The 16,176-nt window shown below is 62.9% G+C and carries 15 protein-coding genes and 1 riboswitch; of the genes, 13 read left to right on the top strand and 2 right to left on the bottom strand.

From position 1 onward, the window contains the following. Positions 1-1,495 (bottom strand): hypothetical protein (locus tag ENJ37_06655; GenBank protein ID HHL40169.1); only part of this gene is annotated, 1,495 nt, incomplete at its 3' end. A gap of 370 nt (positions 1,496-1,865) precedes the next feature. Next, a riboswitch (SAM riboswitch) is annotated at positions 1,866-2,038 on the top strand. An 88-nt stretch (positions 2,039-2,126) separates the two neighbouring features. Here ENJ37_06655 and ENJ37_06650 point away from each other — a divergent pair. The 12 genes from ENJ37_06650 to sat all read left to right on the top strand — a co-directional run bounded on the left by ENJ37_06650 (position 2,127) and on the right by sat (position 14,689). After that, positions 2,127-3,374: a threonine synthase gene (locus ENJ37_06650; GenBank protein ID HHL40168.1), complete on the top strand. Its 1,248-nt coding sequence runs from the start codon at positions 2,127-2,129 to the stop codon at positions 3,372-3,374. Between the two features lie 234 nt (positions 3,375-3,608). Continuing rightward, on the top strand, positions 3,609-6,062 hold the full coding sequence (locus ENJ37_06645) for a hypothetical protein (protein ID HHL40167.1): 2,454 nt from the start codon (positions 3,609-3,611) through the stop codon (positions 6,060-6,062). Positions 6,063-6,150: 88 nt separating this feature from the next. Continuing rightward, a complete protein-coding gene (locus ENJ37_06640) occupies positions 6,151-6,432 on the top strand; it encodes a MoaD/ThiS family protein (protein ID HHL40166.1) in 282 nt (93 codons plus the stop codon). After that, the gene (locus ENJ37_06635; GenBank protein ID HHL40165.1) at positions 6,429-6,665 is read left to right on the top strand and encodes a FeS-binding protein; all 237 of its coding nucleotides are present in this window, start codon (positions 6,429-6,431) and stop codon (positions 6,663-6,665) included. The genes ENJ37_06640 and ENJ37_06635 overlap by 4 nt, the downstream gene beginning before the upstream one ends. A gap of 353 nt (positions 6,666-7,018) precedes the next feature. Then, positions 7,019-7,954: a cysteine synthase gene (locus tag ENJ37_06630; protein ID HHL40164.1), complete on the top strand. Its 936-nt coding sequence runs from the start codon at positions 7,019-7,021 to the stop codon at positions 7,952-7,954. Position 7,955: 1 nt separating this feature from the next. After that, positions 7,956-8,372 (top strand): M67 family peptidase, encoded by a 417-nt coding sequence (locus ENJ37_06625; protein ID HHL40163.1) that lies wholly within the window; start codon positions 7,956-7,958, stop codon positions 8,370-8,372. Positions 8,373-8,449: 77 nt separating this feature from the next. Next, positions 8,450-9,271 carry a molybdopterin-synthase adenylyltransferase MoeB gene (gene moeB / locus ENJ37_06620; GenBank protein ID HHL40162.1) on the top strand — a complete coding sequence of 274 codons (822 nt, stop codon included), beginning with the start codon at positions 8,450-8,452 and terminating at the stop codon, positions 9,269-9,271. 59 nt (positions 9,272-9,330) lie between these two features. Then, positions 9,331-10,557, top strand: a complete 1,227-nt coding sequence (locus tag ENJ37_06615) for a radical SAM protein (GenBank protein HHL40161.1) — start codon at positions 9,331-9,333, stop codon at positions 10,555-10,557. Between the two features lie 55 nt (positions 10,558-10,612). Beyond that, positions 10,613-12,064 (top strand): DASS family sodium-coupled anion symporter, encoded by a 1,452-nt coding sequence (locus tag ENJ37_06610; protein ID HHL40160.1) that lies wholly within the window; start codon positions 10,613-10,615, stop codon positions 12,062-12,064. Between the two features lie 2 nt (positions 12,065-12,066). Then, positions 12,067-12,531, top strand: a complete 465-nt coding sequence (locus ENJ37_06605; GenBank protein ID HHL40159.1) for a universal stress protein — start codon at positions 12,067-12,069, stop codon at positions 12,529-12,531. Between the two features lie 124 nt (positions 12,532-12,655). Then, positions 12,656-13,360: a phosphoadenylyl-sulfate reductase gene (locus tag ENJ37_06600; GenBank protein HHL40158.1), complete on the top strand. Its 705-nt coding sequence runs from the start codon at positions 12,656-12,658 to the stop codon at positions 13,358-13,360. Between the two features lie 147 nt (positions 13,361-13,507). Then, the gene (gene sat / locus ENJ37_06595) at positions 13,508-14,689 is read left to right on the top strand and encodes a sulfate adenylyltransferase (protein HHL40157.1); all 1,182 of its coding nucleotides are present in this window, start codon (positions 13,508-13,510) and stop codon (positions 14,687-14,689) included. 285 nt (positions 14,690-14,974) lie between these two features. Here sat and ENJ37_06590 read toward each other — a convergent pair whose 3' ends face one another. Continuing rightward, entirely contained in the window at positions 14,975-15,370 is a 396-nt protein-coding gene (locus tag ENJ37_06590) for an FxsA family protein (GenBank protein HHL40156.1), read from the bottom strand. A gap of 195 nt (positions 15,371-15,565) precedes the next feature. Between ENJ37_06590 and ENJ37_06585 the strand changes: the two genes are divergently transcribed. Next, positions 15,566-16,141, top strand: coding sequence for a hypothetical protein (locus ENJ37_06585; GenBank protein ID HHL40155.1), 576 nt, complete (start codon positions 15,566-15,568; stop codon positions 16,139-16,141). Positions 16,142-16,176: the final 35 nt, after the last annotated feature.

Raw genomic sequence — 16,176 nt, 5'->3', positions numbered from 1 at the left:
TTCCGGGCGCGCAGAAGCCCCTCTTCGTGTCGTTTGTGGGAGGATAGGCCCCGAGCGGCGGAACGTTGGAGGCCGAAAAGTCTTTTTTAATCTGGTCTTCGTAGGGCCACGGCCAGAGCGGAACGTTTGTAAGCTGGTCATAGCCGGGCTCGTCCCACAGGGTGCCGGAGACGCCGTAGCGTTTTTCGATGTCGGCGCCTATCTTCATTCCGTTCAAACCTGTACCTGTATCGGTTGTTCTGACAAGATAGCGCAACCCCGGATCGGTTGTCTTGTAGTTGCTCCCTTCTGCGTGGGAAGGGGGGACATAAGTGTTGTATTTTGATATGTCCACTCCTGCGTTTGGTTTTGCATTGTTGTAAATGATGCTGTTCTGAAGCGTAACTGGCAGTTTTGCCGTATCCATTACACCATAAGTAGAGTACCCAACCGTACTTTGATTGACAATGCCGCTTCCGCTTGAATCGCCCTGATCGAAACGAATACCTACACCAGCTACATCCCACGCCACAACGTTATGCAACTCATGTCCCTTGGATAGCGAATAGTTGTCGGTTACGTAAAAGCCTGCGGCATCGTAGGGTGAACCGAACTCCAAGCCGGAGGCCTTGATGTTAAGGGCTATGGAACCGTAGTATTTTATGTTCTCCGTTATCTTGGGGTTGTAGTATGCGCCATAGAAGTTCTTGTAGGAGTTGGCGGGATTCGTATCTATCACTATACAGTTTTGGCACATACTGTCTCTGACCATGCCGTTTGATGCCTTGTCGGCACCGTAAAATGCAATTGCCGCTTTTGGCTCAACGCTGTCTATATAGTCGAACCTGACAACGACCCTCCTCAGAATAACCTTATAAGTTGTAGAGGAGACCGGTCCGTCGTTATCGCCGATGACAAGGACACCGTATCTCATGGCACCGCTGATCCACGTGTCTTCAACAAGTATGTGGTGGCTCGCGTTGGCGATAGAAAGCACATTGCCCCATTGGGCATTGTAAGGAACCCCGTTTGTTATGGAGAGTCGCATTAGCTTTATGTAGCTGGAACGCTCTACCATGACAGCGGTCATACCGCCGCCGTCCACCAATTTTAGTCCTTCTATTTGTATATAAGATCCGTTTTTGATGTGGATGGGGTAGCGCCAGAGGGGAAATCCACTGCCATCTATGACGGCTTTCCAGTCATTCTGAGCCTTTATGACTGTATAATTACCAGGGCTCCCACTTGGTGGGATGAGTTGATTTTCGCAGTTTGAATAGTCTTTGCAGTTGGAGGTGTATATTCCGTCCATCAGAATGAGGGTATCGCCGCCGGACATCTTTTTTGTGGCATGGACGAGGGTCCCCCACGGGGTTTTCGTGCTGAGGCCGTCGTTGGAGTCGCTTCCATTGGGCGAGACGTAATATGTGGCCGCCGCCGCCGTGTAAGGAGCGGCCAGCAGGATGCAAATCACCGCCAACAGGGTTTTTACTCTGCTTCTGCTCATCTTGTCCACCTTCCGTTCCTCTCTTCCGGTTCGACTTTAGATGCGTCGTATCTTACCATGTATTTTATCGTCAGGGTAGCGTCTGTCAAGAAGAGTTGTCTCACAAGTAGAGCCGCGGGCCGCCTCCGGCCGATGCGCTCCGAGCCCCATAGATCGTACTTACAGTATATTGAAAGCACAGCGCCCCGTATGTGACCGCAGTCACCACCGTTGCGGTGTCGGCGGCGGAGCCTGGGCGGGTGCGCCGCCTTCCGGTTTCGGCCGGCCGGACAGGAGCCGGGAGCCCACGCAGCTTTTTTGTCGCAGAGACCGTCCATTATTGTCTTGACATTCGGCCGTTTTCATATTATATAACCAGATACAACTGAATACGCTAACGTTCTTATCAAGAGTGGCAGAGGGAACTGGCCCTGTGAAGCCACAGCAACCGGCCTCTTCGGGGGTGACAGGTGCTAATTCCAGCAAGGTCCGCCACGTCCCGGCCGGGGTCTGCCGGGGGGCGAATGGCGCCTCGGGCCCCGGCAGGCCGAGGAGGACCTTGGAAGATAAGAAAAGGTCTCGTACCTCTTCTTAGCTTCAAAAGAAGAGGTTTTTTTTTGGCCGCCGAAAAAGAGTTTTTTCAAGCAAGGGGGGAATGGAGATGAGTTACGTGAAGGCGCTAAAGTGCAGGGAGTGCGGCAAGGAGTACCCCAAAGAGGCGCTCCATGTCTGCGAGTTCTGCTTCGGCCCGCTCGAGGTCGTCTACGAATACGAAGAGATAGCGAAGGCGCTGAGCCGCCGGGTCATAGAGTCGAGGCCGGCGAACATGTGGCGCTACCGTGAGCTCCTGCCCCTTGACGGAGAGCCAACCGTGGGCGCACAGGTGGGCTTCACCCCCCTTGTGAGGGCCCGCAACCTCGAAGAGGCCCTCGGCGTTGACGAGCTCTACATAAAGAACGACGCCGTCAACTACCCGACCCTCTCCTTCAAGGACCGGGTCGTCTCGGTGGCCATATCGAAGGCTGTGGAGCTGGGCTTCGACGTGGTGAGCTGCGCCTCCACCGGCAACCTCGCAAACTCGGTGGCCGCCAACGCCTCGGCGGCGGGCCTCGAGAACTACGTCTTCATCCCCCACGACCTGGAGCCCACCAAGATACTCGGCACCCTCGTCTACGGCTGCAACATGGTGCGCATCAGGGGCACCTACGACGAGGTCAACCGTCTGTGCAGCGAGATAGCGGGCAAGTACGGCTGGGCCTTCGTCAACATAAACATAAGGCCCTACTACGCCGAGGGCTCCAAGGCCTTCGGCTACGAGATCGTCGAGCAGCTCGGCTGGAGGCTGCCGAAGCACGTGGTCGTGCCCATGGCCGGAGGCTCGCTCATAACCAAGGTATGGAAGTCCTTCAAGGAGTTCCACAGGCTGGGGCTCGTCGATGGGCCGCTGGACTCGAAGATCTACGGCGCCCAGGCCACCGGGTGCGCCCCCATAGTGACGGCCGTGAAGGAAGGCTCGGAGCTCATAAGGCCGGTGCGGCCCGACACCATAGCCAAGAGCCTCGCCATAGGCAACCCGGCCGACGGTTACTACTCGGCCAGGACCATGCGCGAGAGCGGCGGCTGGGGCGAGGACGTGAGCGACGAAGAGATAATAGACGCCATAAGACTGCTGGCCGAGACCGAGGGCATCTTCGCCGAGACGGCCGGAGGCGTAACGCTGGGCGTTACGAAAAAGCTCCTCGAACAGGGCCGTATCCCGCGAAACGAGTCCATCGTCGTCTCCATAACGGGCAACGGCCTCAAGACACAGGAGGCCCTCTACGGCAAGCTCGGCGAGACACCGGTCATAAACGCAAGCCTCAAGGAGTTCGACGCCCTCGTCAAGGGCCGGAAGAGCTGCGCCCTCTGAGGCGCCGGGCCGCCGCCCGCGCGGAGAGGTTTGTTGCGGGGGACCTCCGCAGTGGCGGCCACGGCCCGCACCTTCGCCGCTGGAGCGGACAGGGAGACAGGGGGACAGAGGGGCAGGTGGGGCAGGAGGATGCCTCACGGCTTGTTTTCCGCCAGCAGGGGCGTCCGCGCCCGGACGGTCCCTTGATAGAGAGGCACCGGCTGGGCAGTTCTCCTATCGGGAGTTGAAGAGATAATGAGTGATGTAAAGCAGGCGAAGAGTTTCTACGAGATACCGCAGGAGATCATCGACGACATCGACGTCTACGCCGCCGAGGTGGAGAAGGTCCTGCGCGGCGAGATATCGCGCGAGCGCTTCAAGCCTTTCCGCGTCACGAGGGGCGTATACGCCCAGCGGGGCCAGACGACCCACATGATGAGGATCAGGGTCCCGGCGGGCGGACTGCTTCCCGAACAGATGCGCCGCATAGCCGACCTCTCGGAGCGGTACGGCAACGGCATACCCCATGTGACGACCCGCCAGGACGTGCAGCTCCACCGCGTGGTGCTCGAGGACACGGTCAAGGCCATGAGGTCGCTTGCCGAGGTGGGTCTATCCACACGCGGCGGCGGGGGCAACACCCTCAGAAACGTGACGGCCTGTCCAGAGTCGGGCGTCTGTCCCCGCGAGTCTTTCGACGTGGCCCCCTACGCCGTGGCCGTCACCGAGGCGCTGCTGACGCACCCCAGCGCCTACAGCCTGCCCAGGAAGTACAAGATAGCCTTTTCCGGCTGCGCCGAGGACTGCGCCCTGGCGACCATAAACGACGTGGGCTTCGTGGCCGTGAGGCGCGGGCGCGGCGGTGCCGCCGAAGAGGGCTTCCAGGTGTGGGCCGCCGGCGGGATGGGCGCGTGGTCGCGTCCGGCAACACTCATCGAGGAGTTCATACCGGCCGACCAGGCCCTCGCCGTGGCCGAGGCGGTCATGAACCTCTTCGACAAGCACGGCAACAGGCGCAACAAGCACAAGGCGCGCCTTCGCTTCGTAATCGAGAAGTACGGCGAGCGGAAGTTCCTCGACCTCTACCGCCGGGAGCTCGATGCGGTGCGAAGCAGCGGCCCCAGGCCCATGGCGCTGCGGCCCGTCCCGCGGCTTCGTGACGTTGGCGCGGTCGAGGCCGGCGAGCCGCCGGCCGGTTTCGACGAGCGGGGCTTTGAGCTCTGGCGCGCCTCCAACGTGAGGGAGCAGAAGCAGCCCGGCTTCCACTACGCCCGCATAAGGCTCGAACTCGGCGACATCGAGGCCCCCGTCCTCAGGCGTCTTGCCGACGTGGTCGAGCGCTTCGGCGAGGGCACGCTCCGCACCGGCCACGACCAGAACCTCATGATCCGCTGGCTGCGCGAGGAGGAGCTCAGGCCCCTCTTCGCCGCGCTCGCCGAACTCGGCCTCGGCCGCGCGGGCGCCGGCCGCATCGACGACGTACTCTGCTGTCCCGGCGCGTCGACGTGCAACCTGGGCATATGCCTCTCAAGGAACATGGCGGCCGAGCTCACCAGGGAGCTTTGCGGCGGCGGACTCGATCTCGGCTCCCTCGACGTGGACATAAAGATAAGCGGCTGCCCCAACGCCTGCGGCCAGCACCCCGTAGGGGCGATAGGCCTCTACGGCGCGGCCAAGAGAGGCGACGGGCGGCTCGCCCCCCACTACGAGGTGCTTGCCGGAGGCAGGGTCGAGGCCGGCAAGACGAGGCTTGCCGAGACCTACGGCTTCGTGCCGGCGAAGAGGATACCGGCCTTCGTCACCGAGCTGCTCGGCCGCTACGCCGCCGAGAGGGGGGAGGGCGGCTTCCACGACTACCTCGACGGCGGCGGCAGGGCCGTTGTGAGGGAGCTCGTCGAGCGGTACTCGACCATGCCGCCCCATGACGAGGCCCCGCAGATGTACACGGACTGGGGCGTGGACGAGGAGTTCTCGCTGGCCGGTCTCGGTCCCGGCGAGTGCGGCGCCGGTGTCTTCGACATAATAGACGTGGACATAGAGGAGGCCGAAGGCTCGCTGGCCGGGGCGCGGCGGGCGCTCGCGCAGGGCCGTCTCGAAGAGGCGTCGGAGGCCGCCTACAGGGGCCTTGTGGCCACGTGCAAGGCGCTGCTCATAACACAGGGCATAGAGACCGCCTCGGACGAGGAGGCCGTAGACCACTTCGAGTCCAAGTTCATAGGCCGGGGGCTCGTCCCGGAGCGCTTCGCGGGGCTTGACAGGACGGCCGAACTCCTCTCGTCGCGCTTGCTCAACGAGCGGGGGCTCGATGAGTACCTGGGCCGCATCGAGGCCATGCTGGACCGCGTCAAGGCCCTCTACTCGTCGATGGACGACTTCTTCCACTTCAGGCTCGAGAGGATAGAGGGGGAGAAGGGCGGGGAGGGCGAAGCCCCGGCCCCGGAGAGCCGGCAGGCCCCCGGCGGCGCGGAGGACGAAGGGGGCGCCGGGCCCGTGCTTATGGACCTTCGCGGCGTGAAGTGCCCCATAAACTACGTGAAGGCCAAGATCAAGCTCGAGACCATGAAAAAGGGCGAGGAACTCCTGCTCTACCTCGACGAGGGCGAGCCCATAAGGAACGTCCCCTCGAGCCTGAGAAACGACGGCCAGGAGATCCTGCGCATGGAGAAGACCGGCGACCATTACGAGCTTCTCGTCAAGAAGGCGGTATGACCCCGTCCCCGCGGCCGCGGCGGCGCCGGGGGCGGCGGGGGGCGGCGGGACGGAGTAGCCGTCTACAAAACACAGGAGGTGCATACAGATGGCGGTAAAGGTGAGGATACCGACTCCCCTGAGGAAGATAACGGGCGGCCAGGACGAGGTGACGGCCGAGGGGGCCACGGTCTCGGAGGTCATCGAGGACCTCGAAAAGAGGCATCCCGGTCTCAAGGAGCGCATCTGCGACGAAGACGGCAACCTCCGTCGCTTCATAAACATATATATCAACGACGAGGACATACGCTTCAGGGACAACCTCTCCACGCCGACAAGCGACGGCGACGAACTCTCCATCATCCCCGCCATAGCGGGAGGCGTGCGTTGAAGAAGAGGGTCTACCTTACATATCCCAAGGAGCGCATCCGGGAGCCCCTCATCTACGAGGTGGGACGTCGCTTCAGGGTCGTCACCAACATACGCCAGGCCTCGGTCTCTCCGAGCCTCGGACTCGTGGCCCTCGAGTTCGACGGCGAGCCCGAAGAGATAGACAAGGCCATCGATTTCTTCATCGACAAGGGCGTCAAGGTCGAACCCATAGAGCTCGACGTCATCGAGTGAGGCCCCGCGGTGAGAGTGCCTGCGGCGGCTGCCCTGCGCAGCCGCCTCCCCTCACGCCCCTACGGTCCGCGGCCCCTTGCGCTGCGTCCCGGCCTGCGGGCCGATCCCGTAAAAAAAGGCACACAGGTCCTTAAATTTCTTGACAAGTTTAGTAGGGTATTGTAAACTTGACAAGCTTAGTAGGGTATTGCGTGCCGTTCCATTACGGGGTCTTTTTCAGCGACGGATGAGCCGCGTCAACGCGATATGCAACCTGCTCGATGGTCCTGAGTTCCATTAGGGGGTCTTTTTCAGCGACGGATGAGCCCCCTCGACGGAGGTTTTGCACAATGAGTGGAGAGAAGGCGGTGCGGATGCACGCGTTCAGGGCCCAGGGACTCGGCGTCAAGTCATCGGCCGTTGAGCTCGTCGGTAATACGCCGCTTGTGCGTATCAACCGTATTACCCGCGAGCTTCCGGCCGAGGTGGAGATATACGCCAAGCTCGAGGGCTGCAACCCCGGCGGCTCGGTCAAGGACCGGCCGGCGCTTCGCATGATAGAGGACGCCGAGGCCGCCGGCATACTGACGAAGGATAAGGTCATACTCGACTCCACCTCGGGCAACACGGGCATAGCCTACGCCTGGATAGGGGCCGTGAAGGGCTACAGGGTGGAGCTCGTCGTGCCGGCCAACGTGAGCGAGGAGCGCAAGAAGATACTCCACGCCTTCGGCGCCAACGTCGTATTTTCGAGCCCGCTCGAGGGGTCGGACGGGGCCATAAGGCTCGCCTGGAAGCTCTACGTCGACAACCCGGAGAAGTACTGCAAGCTCGACCAGTACAACAACCCCTCCAACCCGAGGGCCCATTACGACACCACAGGCGTGGAGATATTCGAGCAGACCGAGGGGCGCATAACCCACCTGGTCGCCTCCATAGGCACGGGCGGCACCATAATGGGCACGGGCAGGAGGCTCAAGGAGTACAATCCCCATATCCAGGTCGTGGCCGTAGAGCCCGACAGCCCGCTCCACGGGCTCGAGGGCCTCAAGCACATGGCCTCTTCCATCGTGCCCGGCATATACCACGCCGAGGAGCACGACGACAAGATAGCGGCCCCGACCGAGGAGTCCTACGACATGGCCAAGCGCCTTGCCCGCGAAGAGGGCCTTCTCGTCGGCCAGTCCTCGGGCGCCGCCATGTGGGCTGCGATGCGGCTCGCCTCGAGGATCGAGAAGGGGCTCATCGTCGTCATCTTTCCCGACGGCGGCGACAAGTACCTGAGCACCAGGCTCTGGGAGGGCGCCTGAGGTGCTCCGCATGACGAGGGAGCTCTACGACGAGCTCACGGCGCACGCGCGCACGGCCTATCCGCGCGAGTGCTGCGGGGTGCTCGTGGGCACGGCGTCGGAGGTCAAGGTCGTGGAGAGGGTGGTGAGGACGGAGAACAGGAACACCGAGCGCGCCGGGGACCGCTACGAGATATCGCCGGCCGACCTCAACAGGATAGACAAGGAGGCGAGGGCCGAAGGTCTCGACGTGCTCGGCTTCTACCACTCCCATCCCGACCACGCCGACAGGCCCTCGCGCTTCGACAGGGAGAGGGGGCAGCCCTGGTATTCGTACCTCATCGTCTCGGTGCGCGGGGGCAGGGTCGAGAGCGCGCGAAGCTGGTGCTTCGAGGAGCCCGACGAGCCCTTCGCCGAAGAGGCGCTGGAGATTGCATGATTAGGGAAACAAAGTTTCCCCCAGGGTAATTAATCAAGAGCTTCCATAGGAATTTCCACAGTAAGAGGTATCGCGCCATGGACTTCACAGAAGAGCAGATAGAGCGTTATTCGCGTCACATAATCCTGCCCGAGGTGGGCGGAACGGGCCAGGCCAGGCTCCTGGAGAGCAAGGTCTTCGTGCTCGGCGCCGGAGGGCTCGGCTCGCCGGCCCTCTACTACCTGGCCGCCGCCGGCGTGGGCACCATCGGCATAGCCGACGGCGACGCCGTGGACCTGAGCAACCTCCAGCGCCAGATAATCCACGACACCTCGGACATAGGCAGGCCCAAGGCCCTCTCGGCCAGGGAGTCCATCGAGAGGCTAAACCCGGACTGCAAGGTCGTGGCCTACAACGAGCGCCTCACGGCCGACAACATCCGCTCCGTCATACGCGACTACGACGTGGTGCTCGACGGAAGCGACAACTTCCCCACCCGCTTCCTCATGAACGACGCCGCCTTCTTCGAGAAGAAGACCCTGGTGTCGGGCTCCATGTTCCGCTTCGACGGGCAGGTGACGGTATTCAAGCCCCATGAAGGCCGGCCCTGTTACCGGTGCCTCTACCCAGAGCCGCCGCCGCCGGGGCTCGTGCCGAGCTGCCAGGAGGCCGGAGTGCTCGGAGCGCTGGCCGGTGTCATAGGCGTGCTCCAGGCCGTGGAGGCCATAAAGGAGGTCCTCGGCATAGGCGAGAGCCTGGCCGGTCACCTCATGATATTCGACGCCCTCAAGATGAGCTTCAGGAAGGTGCGGGTGGGGAAGGACCCGAACTGCGCCCTCTGCGGCGAGAACGCCGTCATAAAGGAGCTCGTTACATACGAGCAGAGCTGCGAGCTCCAGGCGGCCCGCTGCGAGACGTGAAAGGGGGCTTTGAGGGGGCTCTCAGGGAGCCTCGCCCCTCTTCCCGCCATAAAGGATAGATGGAGAAGAGTTACCTCCATAATCCCGGCGCGCTGAAGATCGACCTGATGCTCCGCGGCATCAGGATCGACCCCTCCATAGCCGCCGAGATAGAGGCGGCGGCCAACAGTCTCGGTCTGGACCTCTTGCTCCCCAGGGGAACGCTCGTCAACGTCCCCTTCAGGGAGGAGTTCACCGGGGCGTCGCCCTACCTGCTCACGAGCGGGGGCCGGGGGTTCAGGATCGTCGACCACAGCGGCGAGGTCGACGTGGAGGTGGTCAGGCCGCCGGAGTTCTACGGGCGCTCCACCTCAACGGGCGTGCCCTTCTCCAGGATAGCGACGGCTCACGGCCGTTACGCCGTCATAACGCCGTCGCCGAGGTGCGAGTTCTTCAACCGCAGCGTCGAGTGCCGCTACTGCGCCGGCAACTTCGATATAGACGGCGGAGATGACCGGGTATACACAGTCGACGAGGTCGTCGAGACCGTGGAGGCCATACTCAAGGAGAGGGCATCGGAGATAATCTACCTCTCCATCGGCTTCAGCTCCGGCGACGACGGGGGCATTGAGTTCCTGAGGCCTTACATCACGGCGGTGAAGAAGCACTTCCACTGCCTCGTCGCCGTGGAGGCTCTGCCGCCCAGGGACAACCGCTGGATAGACGAGACCTACGCGGCCGGAGCCGACTCGGTGCTCTACAATCTCGAGATCTTCGACAAGGAGCTCTTCGAGATGATATGCCCCGGGAGGGCGCAGCTCATAGGGCGCGAGCGCTACATCGAGGCCCTGCGCTACGCCGCCGGCATCTTCCCCAGCGGCACCGTGGCCTCGCACCTCATCGTGGGCCTTGAGATGCCGGGCTCCACCTGTCAGGGCATAGACTTCCTGACCGGCATGGGGGTCGTCCCAATCCTGCCGATCTACAGGCCGTCGCCCGAGAGGGCGCTGAGGATAGAGCCGCTTACGGCCGAGATAATCGTGCCCATTTACAGACACCTCTACGAGGCCGTCAAGCGCAACAACATAAGCATGAACTGGGTGCGCGACATCAGCGTCGTCACCACCCCCATGGAGGGGGCCCTGCTCGCCGGAGAGAAGAGCGGCTTCAAGGACATATTCGGCGGCTTCTACAAGACGCGGCTCGGCATGAAGGCCGCATGGGGGCTCTCCACGCTGCGAAGAAAACTTCGTGTGAGGGACGAGGCGGGCGAGGAGGCGGGCGGCGCCGCGACGGAGAAGGATTGAGCGAAGAGGGCGCAGCCGCCGGTCCGCCCCCTTCCGGCCCCGGCGCCGCGAGGACATACCCGTAAGGTGGAGTCGCCCCGTGGCTGTAAAGATAGACAGACGGTCCATATGGCTGCTCCTCGTCCTCAAGGGGCTCAGACCCTTATTCTTTCTGGCGCTGGCCGTCCTTTTCTGGTATATTGTCAGCCTGCCCACCCCGCAGGGACTCACGCCCGAGGGCCAGCGGGCCATGGCCATATTCATGGTCTGCCTGGTGCTGTGGGTCTCCAACGTGGTGCCGCTGGCCATAACGAGCATACTGGCCATAGTGCTCGTGCCCCTTCTGGACGTTCTGAGCACCCAGCAGACCTACGCGCTCTTCGGCAACGAGGCCGTCTTCTTCATACTCGGCGCCTTTATCCTCGCCGGGGCCGTCATGCAGTCGGGGCTCTCCAACAGGGTGGCACTGGCCATACTGGAGAGGTTCGGCGCCTCGCCGCGGCGGCTTCTGGTGAGCATATTCCTGCTCGCCGCCTCGCTTTCGTGCCTCATGAGCGAGCACGGCGTGGCGGCCATGCTCTTTCCCATAGTGCTGGAGATAGCAAAGGGGCTGGAGCTGCGGCCCGGCAGGTCCAATTACGGAAAGCTGCTCTTTCTGAGCCTTGCCTGGGGGTGCGTCATAGGAGGGGTGGCGACCTTCCTCGGCGGGGCGAGGGTGCCCCTTGCGGCCGGCATACTCAAGGAGACGACCGGTGAGACGATAGGGTTTCTCACCTATACCGTCTCGGTGGCCCCACTCGTGGCGGCCATGCTCGGCGTTGGGTATCTGGTTCTCACCAGGACCTTTCCCATGGACATAGAGAGTGTGGAGAAGGCCCGCGAGGTGCTGGGCCGCCGCATATACGAGATGGGCAAGGTGAGCTACCGCGAGTACGCCGTCGGCGCCGTCATGGCCGGCACCGTCGTCGTCTGGATGACGCTGGGACACTCGCTCGGTCTCGCCAACATAGCCCTCACGGCCGTGGTGCTGCTCTTCGCCCTGAGGCTCGTGCGGTGGAAGGACATCGAGGAGTACGTCAACTGGGGGATCATCCTCATGTACGGCGGCGCCATCATACTGGGGGCCTCGCTCGAGAAGAGCGGCGCGGCCCTCTGGCTCGCCGACAGGACCATCGGCGAGTGGGTCGAGGCGCCCTGGGCCGTCGTGGCCCTCTTCTCGCTCGTGACGCTGGTGCTCACCGAGGGGATAAGCAACGCCGCCGTAATCGCCATACTCGTGCCCATAAGCGTCGGAATGGCCGAGAATTTCGGCATGGAGCCCGCAACGCTCACCTATGCCGTGGCCGTGCCCGCGGGGCTGGCCTTCACGCTGCCGCTCTCCACGCCGGCAAACGCCATCGCCGTGTCGAGCAGCTACGTGACGGTGCGTGACATGGCGAAGATAGGCATCCTCATGAGCGCGTCGGCCTGGGTGCTCTTCAACCTGGTCGCAAACCTCTACTGGCCGCTTGTGGGCGGGGGACGCTGAAGATGGAGACCGTGCTCGTCGTGCTCACCACGTCGAGGTCCTCGCAGCGGGCCGTCGACTACGCCGTTGAGAGGGCCGCCCGCCAGGGAGCGCGCCTTCTCGCCCTCTTCCTCGTGGAGTCGGAGATCGCCAAGGGCATATTCGACACCTTCAGCGACATCGGCTTCATAGGCGAGAGGCCATCGGCGGAGCTCACCGAGGCGGTCATGCGCGAGTACAGGCTGCGCGGCCGCGAGCGGCTCGCGGCGGTCGGGGAGGCGGCCCGCAAAAGGGGCGTTCCCTTCGAGGCGAGGATGGAGGAGGGGGACTTCCTGCCCACCGTGCTGCGCGTCATAGAGGAGAGCGGAGCCGCCACGGCCGTCGTCGCAAGGAGGAAGCTCAAGACCCTCAGGCGCTACTTCTCGGCCTCGCTCTCCGAGGAGCTCAGGGAGAAGGCCCCCTGCGAGGTCGTGATCTTCGACGAGTAAGGGAAAGTGGCTTCGACGCTTTGCGCCGCAACGGCGCCCATGTGGCCGGTGGTGTCTCCGACGACCCGCCACCTGTGGAGGCGGAGCAGGGACAAAGCAACAAAAAAGGACGGAGGTAGCAGAGATGTCAGCAAAGGTATGGACCGAAGAGGAACTGAGCAGGGTCAACGAAGAGCTCGACTCCAAGGGGCCCGAGGACGCCCTGCGGTGGGCGCTCGACAACTTTCACCCCAACGTGGCGCTCGCCTGCAGCTACGGCCCCGAGGACGTGGCCCTGGTGGACATGCTGCTCAGGATAAGGCCCGATGCGAGGGTCTTTTACCTCGACACGGAGCTGCTCTTCAAGGAGACCTACGACGTGCGCGACAGGATAGCCGAGAAGTACGGCCTCAAGGCCGAGCGTTTCGCTTCCAGGATGTCGCTTGAGGAGATGGAAAAGGAGTACGGCCCCGAGCTCTGGAAGCGCGACCCCAAGAAGTGCTGCCAGATACGCAAGATATCGGCCCTCAAGGAGGCGCTGGGAACGCTGTCGGCCTGGATAACGGGCATCCGCCGCGAACAGTCGCCCACAAGGGCCAACGCCCCCATCGTGGGCTGGGACTCGCTCTTCAACCTCGTGAAGATCAACCCGCTGGTCAAGTGGACCGAGGCCCAGGTCTGGGAGTACATCCGCAGTAACGACGTGCCCTACAACGTGCTCCACGACCGCAACTACCCCAGCATCGGCTGCGAGCCCTGTACCCAGCCCGTCAAGCCCGGCGAGGACCCCAGGGCCGGCCGCTGGGCGGGCCACGCAAAGACCGAGTGCGGGCTCCACAAGGACGAGTAGCGGCGGGCGGCCGCGGGCCGCGCCGCCGCATGGACAGGACCGGCGTCGCCCATCCGTCAGGATGGGCGACGCCGGCGGTGATGACCGTTTTGCCCGGGAAGTCGGGGGTTGCGTCCCCGGGGACTTCCCCGCCGAGGAGGTAAGGAAGTGCCGGAACTGATAGCCCCCCACGGGGGCGAGCTCGTAAACAGGGTGGTCGAGGGCAAGGAGCGCGAGGAGCTCGAGAAGAAGGCCGGGCGGCTGCCGAAGATAAGGCTCAACGAGCGCGAGATATCGGACCTCGAGATGATAGCCGTCGGCGCCTTCAGCCCGCTCAAAGGCTTCATGACCAGGGCCGACTACCACTCGACGATGGACACCATGACCCTCTCCAACGGCCTGCCCTGGACCATCCCCGTAACGCTCTCATGCAAGGCCGAGGAGGCGCGCGGACTCAAGGAGGGCTCGGACGTGGCCCTCGTGGACGGCTCGGACGCGCTCCTTGCGGTGCTCCACCTCGAGGAGATATACCCGCACGACAAGGAGAAGGAGGCCATACAGGTCTACGGTACGGCCGAAGACGCCCACCCGGGGGTGAAGAAGGTCTATGAGATGGGGGAGATGCTCCTGGGCGGACCGGTGTCGCTGCTGCACCGGCGCACCTACAGGGAGTTCAACGAACACCGCCTCGACCCGGCCGAGACGAGGGCGCTCTTCAGGGAGAAGGGCTGGCGCAGGGTCGTGGGCTTCCAGACGAGAAACCCCATTCACAGGGCCCACGAGTACATACAGAAGTGCGCGCTCGAGACGGTCGACGGCCTCATGATCCATCCAATCGTAGGCGAGACCAAGAGCGACGACATACCGGCCTCGGTCCGCATGGAGTGTTACAAGGTCCTCATAGACAACTACTTCCCAAAGGACAGGGTGGCGCTCGTCGTGCTGCCGGCGGCCATGCGCTACGCCGGTCCGAGGGAGGCCGTCTTCCACGCCCTCATCAGGAAGAACTACGGATGCACCCACTTCATCGTGGGCCGCGACCACGCCGGCGTGGGCAGCTACTACGGCAGCTTCGACGCCCACTACATCTTCGACGAGTTCGACGCCGGGGCCATAGGGATAACGCCCATGTTCTTCGACTACACCTTCTTCTGCGGCAAGTGCGGCGGCATGGCGTCTTTCAAGTCCTGTCCCCACGACTCGTCCGAGCACATATCGCTCTCGGGCACGAAGGTGAGGGAGATGCTCTCAAGGGGCGAAGTGCCGCCCGCCGAGTTCTCAAGGCCCGAGGTGGCCCGCATACTCATAAAGGCCATGAAGGGCGGCGGCAAGGGCAGGGAAAAAAAGTAGCCTCCATCCTCGGACTCTTCGACGGAAAACAGAGGCGGCCGTTCCCGCAGGGAAGGCCGCCTCTTCTATTTTCTGGGGGAAACTTTCTGTAGAAGGGCCACAGGCCCACGTTTCCCCCGGACCCCCTTCAAAGACTTTAAATACGAGTTGGTTTCCCCCTGTTTTGCTATGCAAAACAGGGGGAAACCAACTCGCGTTAAAAGTCTTTGGAGGGAGTCTGAGGGAACCGTGGGGCTGTGACCCTTTACAAAAAGGTTCCCTCAGTAACCTGCCTGGGGGGCGTGCTCATCGCGGAAAGTTCGTGTCGATGGTGATGATCGTCGAGCTCTTCTCGATGCGGCGGCGAAGCCGGGCCTTTATGACGGCCCGTGTGGCGGGTATCACTATGAGAAGGCCCAGCACGTCGGTGAAGAAGCCCGGCGTGACGAGAAGCGCCCCGGCGACGAGCAGCAGCGCGCCGTCGAATATCTCCTCCGCCGGAAATATCCCCTCCGAGAGGTTGCGCTGGAAGCGGTACATGACGCCGAGTCCTTCGAGCCTCACGAGGTAGGCGCCGGCCAGGGCCGTCGCTATGACGATCATCACCGTGTTGAATACGCCGAGAAAGGAGCCCACCTTTATCAGCAGGGCGAGCTCGATCACCGGTATTAGGGTGAACAGGATGAAGAGCCTGAAGAACATTCGTCAACTCCTTTGCGCCTGAAGAGGCCCCCGCGCCGGCGCGGGGCCGTTGCCATAATTATTCCACATCGGCGCATGAAAAGCCACCGCTAACGCCCGTGCGGCGATCCCTTTGACAGACCCAAGGCCGTTGCATTGAGCCCATCTCCATGGTATATTTCAGTTGATGACCGAAGTCCCGCAAAGGAGGGGGGTATGAAGAGGGTCCTTCTCGTCCTGGCCTTTCTCGTCACGGCCGCCTGCGTTCTTCCCGCCTCGGCCTTCCCGGCGGAGGATGTCTACTACGCGCGGTGCAACCTCAAGGTGGTGAAGGGCCGTCTCATATCGTGGGTCAACTGGCAGGCGGCCAGAGAGATGATCCCTGCGGGCACGAAGCTCCTGGTGAGCTACGACGGCGGCGACGAGGCGGAGATCGAGGACCCGGCCACGGGCCGCGTCTACAGGCTGCTGCTCGGGGCCGAAGGCCGGCCCTACCTCGAAAAGTTCGTAGTAAGGGAGCCTGTGACGGTCGTGCCCTCGTCGCCTGAGATAGCGGCCGAGATGAAGAAGGGGCTCATAGCGGTGGGCATGACCAAGCTCGAGGCCTACACGGCCATGGGGCCTCCGGCCAACGCCGACATGGTCAACACCGACACCATGACGTACGATGAGATCATGGAGGCCGATCTCTGGGTCTACAAGCGAAAGAGGTTCGGCAAGAACATAGGCGTCGCCTTCGATCCCGACACCGGCCTTGTGACGAGGACCGAAGGCATATGGCGCAGGCAGTGAAAGAGCCCGTCCAGGCGGCGGCTTCCCCGGCGAGC

It is taken from the genome of Deltaproteobacteria bacterium, assembly GCA_011375175.1.
Lineage (GTDB): Bacteria > Desulfobacterota > GWC2-55-46 > GWC2-55-46 > DRME01 > DRME01.
The sequence above is the reverse complement of the archived record's forward strand: the minus strand, read 5'-3'. Positions and strand labels throughout refer to the sequence as shown.

Bases quoted from the DNA above. Each gene is read 5' to 3' on its own strand.
- ENJ37_06605 (HHL40159.1), top strand. From the start codon at position 12,067: ATGGAGACCGTGCTCGTCGTGCTCACCACGTCGAGGTCCTCGCAGCGG.
- ENJ37_06640 (HHL40166.1), top strand. From the start codon at position 6,151: ATGGCGGTAAAGGTGAGGATACCGACTCCCCTGAGGAAGATAACGGGC.
- ENJ37_06630 (HHL40164.1), top strand. From the start codon at position 7,019: ATGCACGCGTTCAGGGCCCAGGGACTCGGCGTCAAGTCATCGGCCGTT.
- ENJ37_06615 (HHL40161.1), top strand. From the start codon at position 9,331: ATGGAGAAGAGTTACCTCCATAATCCCGGCGCGCTGAAGATCGACCTG.
- ENJ37_06585 (HHL40155.1), top strand. From the start codon at position 15,566: ATGAAGAGGGTCCTTCTCGTCCTGGCCTTTCTCGTCACGGCCGCCTGC.
- ENJ37_06600 (HHL40158.1), top strand. From the start codon at position 12,656: ATGTCAGCAAAGGTATGGACCGAAGAGGAACTGAGCAGGGTCAACGAA.
- ENJ37_06645 (HHL40167.1), top strand. From the start codon at position 3,609: ATGAGTGATGTAAAGCAGGCGAAGAGTTTCTACGAGATACCGCAGGAG.
- ENJ37_06650 (HHL40168.1), top strand. From the start codon at position 2,127: ATGAGTTACGTGAAGGCGCTAAAGTGCAGGGAGTGCGGCAAGGAGTAC.
- moeB (HHL40162.1), top strand. From the start codon at position 8,450: ATGGACTTCACAGAAGAGCAGATAGAGCGTTATTCGCGTCACATAATC.
- ENJ37_06590 (HHL40156.1), bottom strand. From the start codon at position 15,370: ATGTTCTTCAGGCTCTTCATCCTGTTCACCCTAATACCGGTGATCGAG.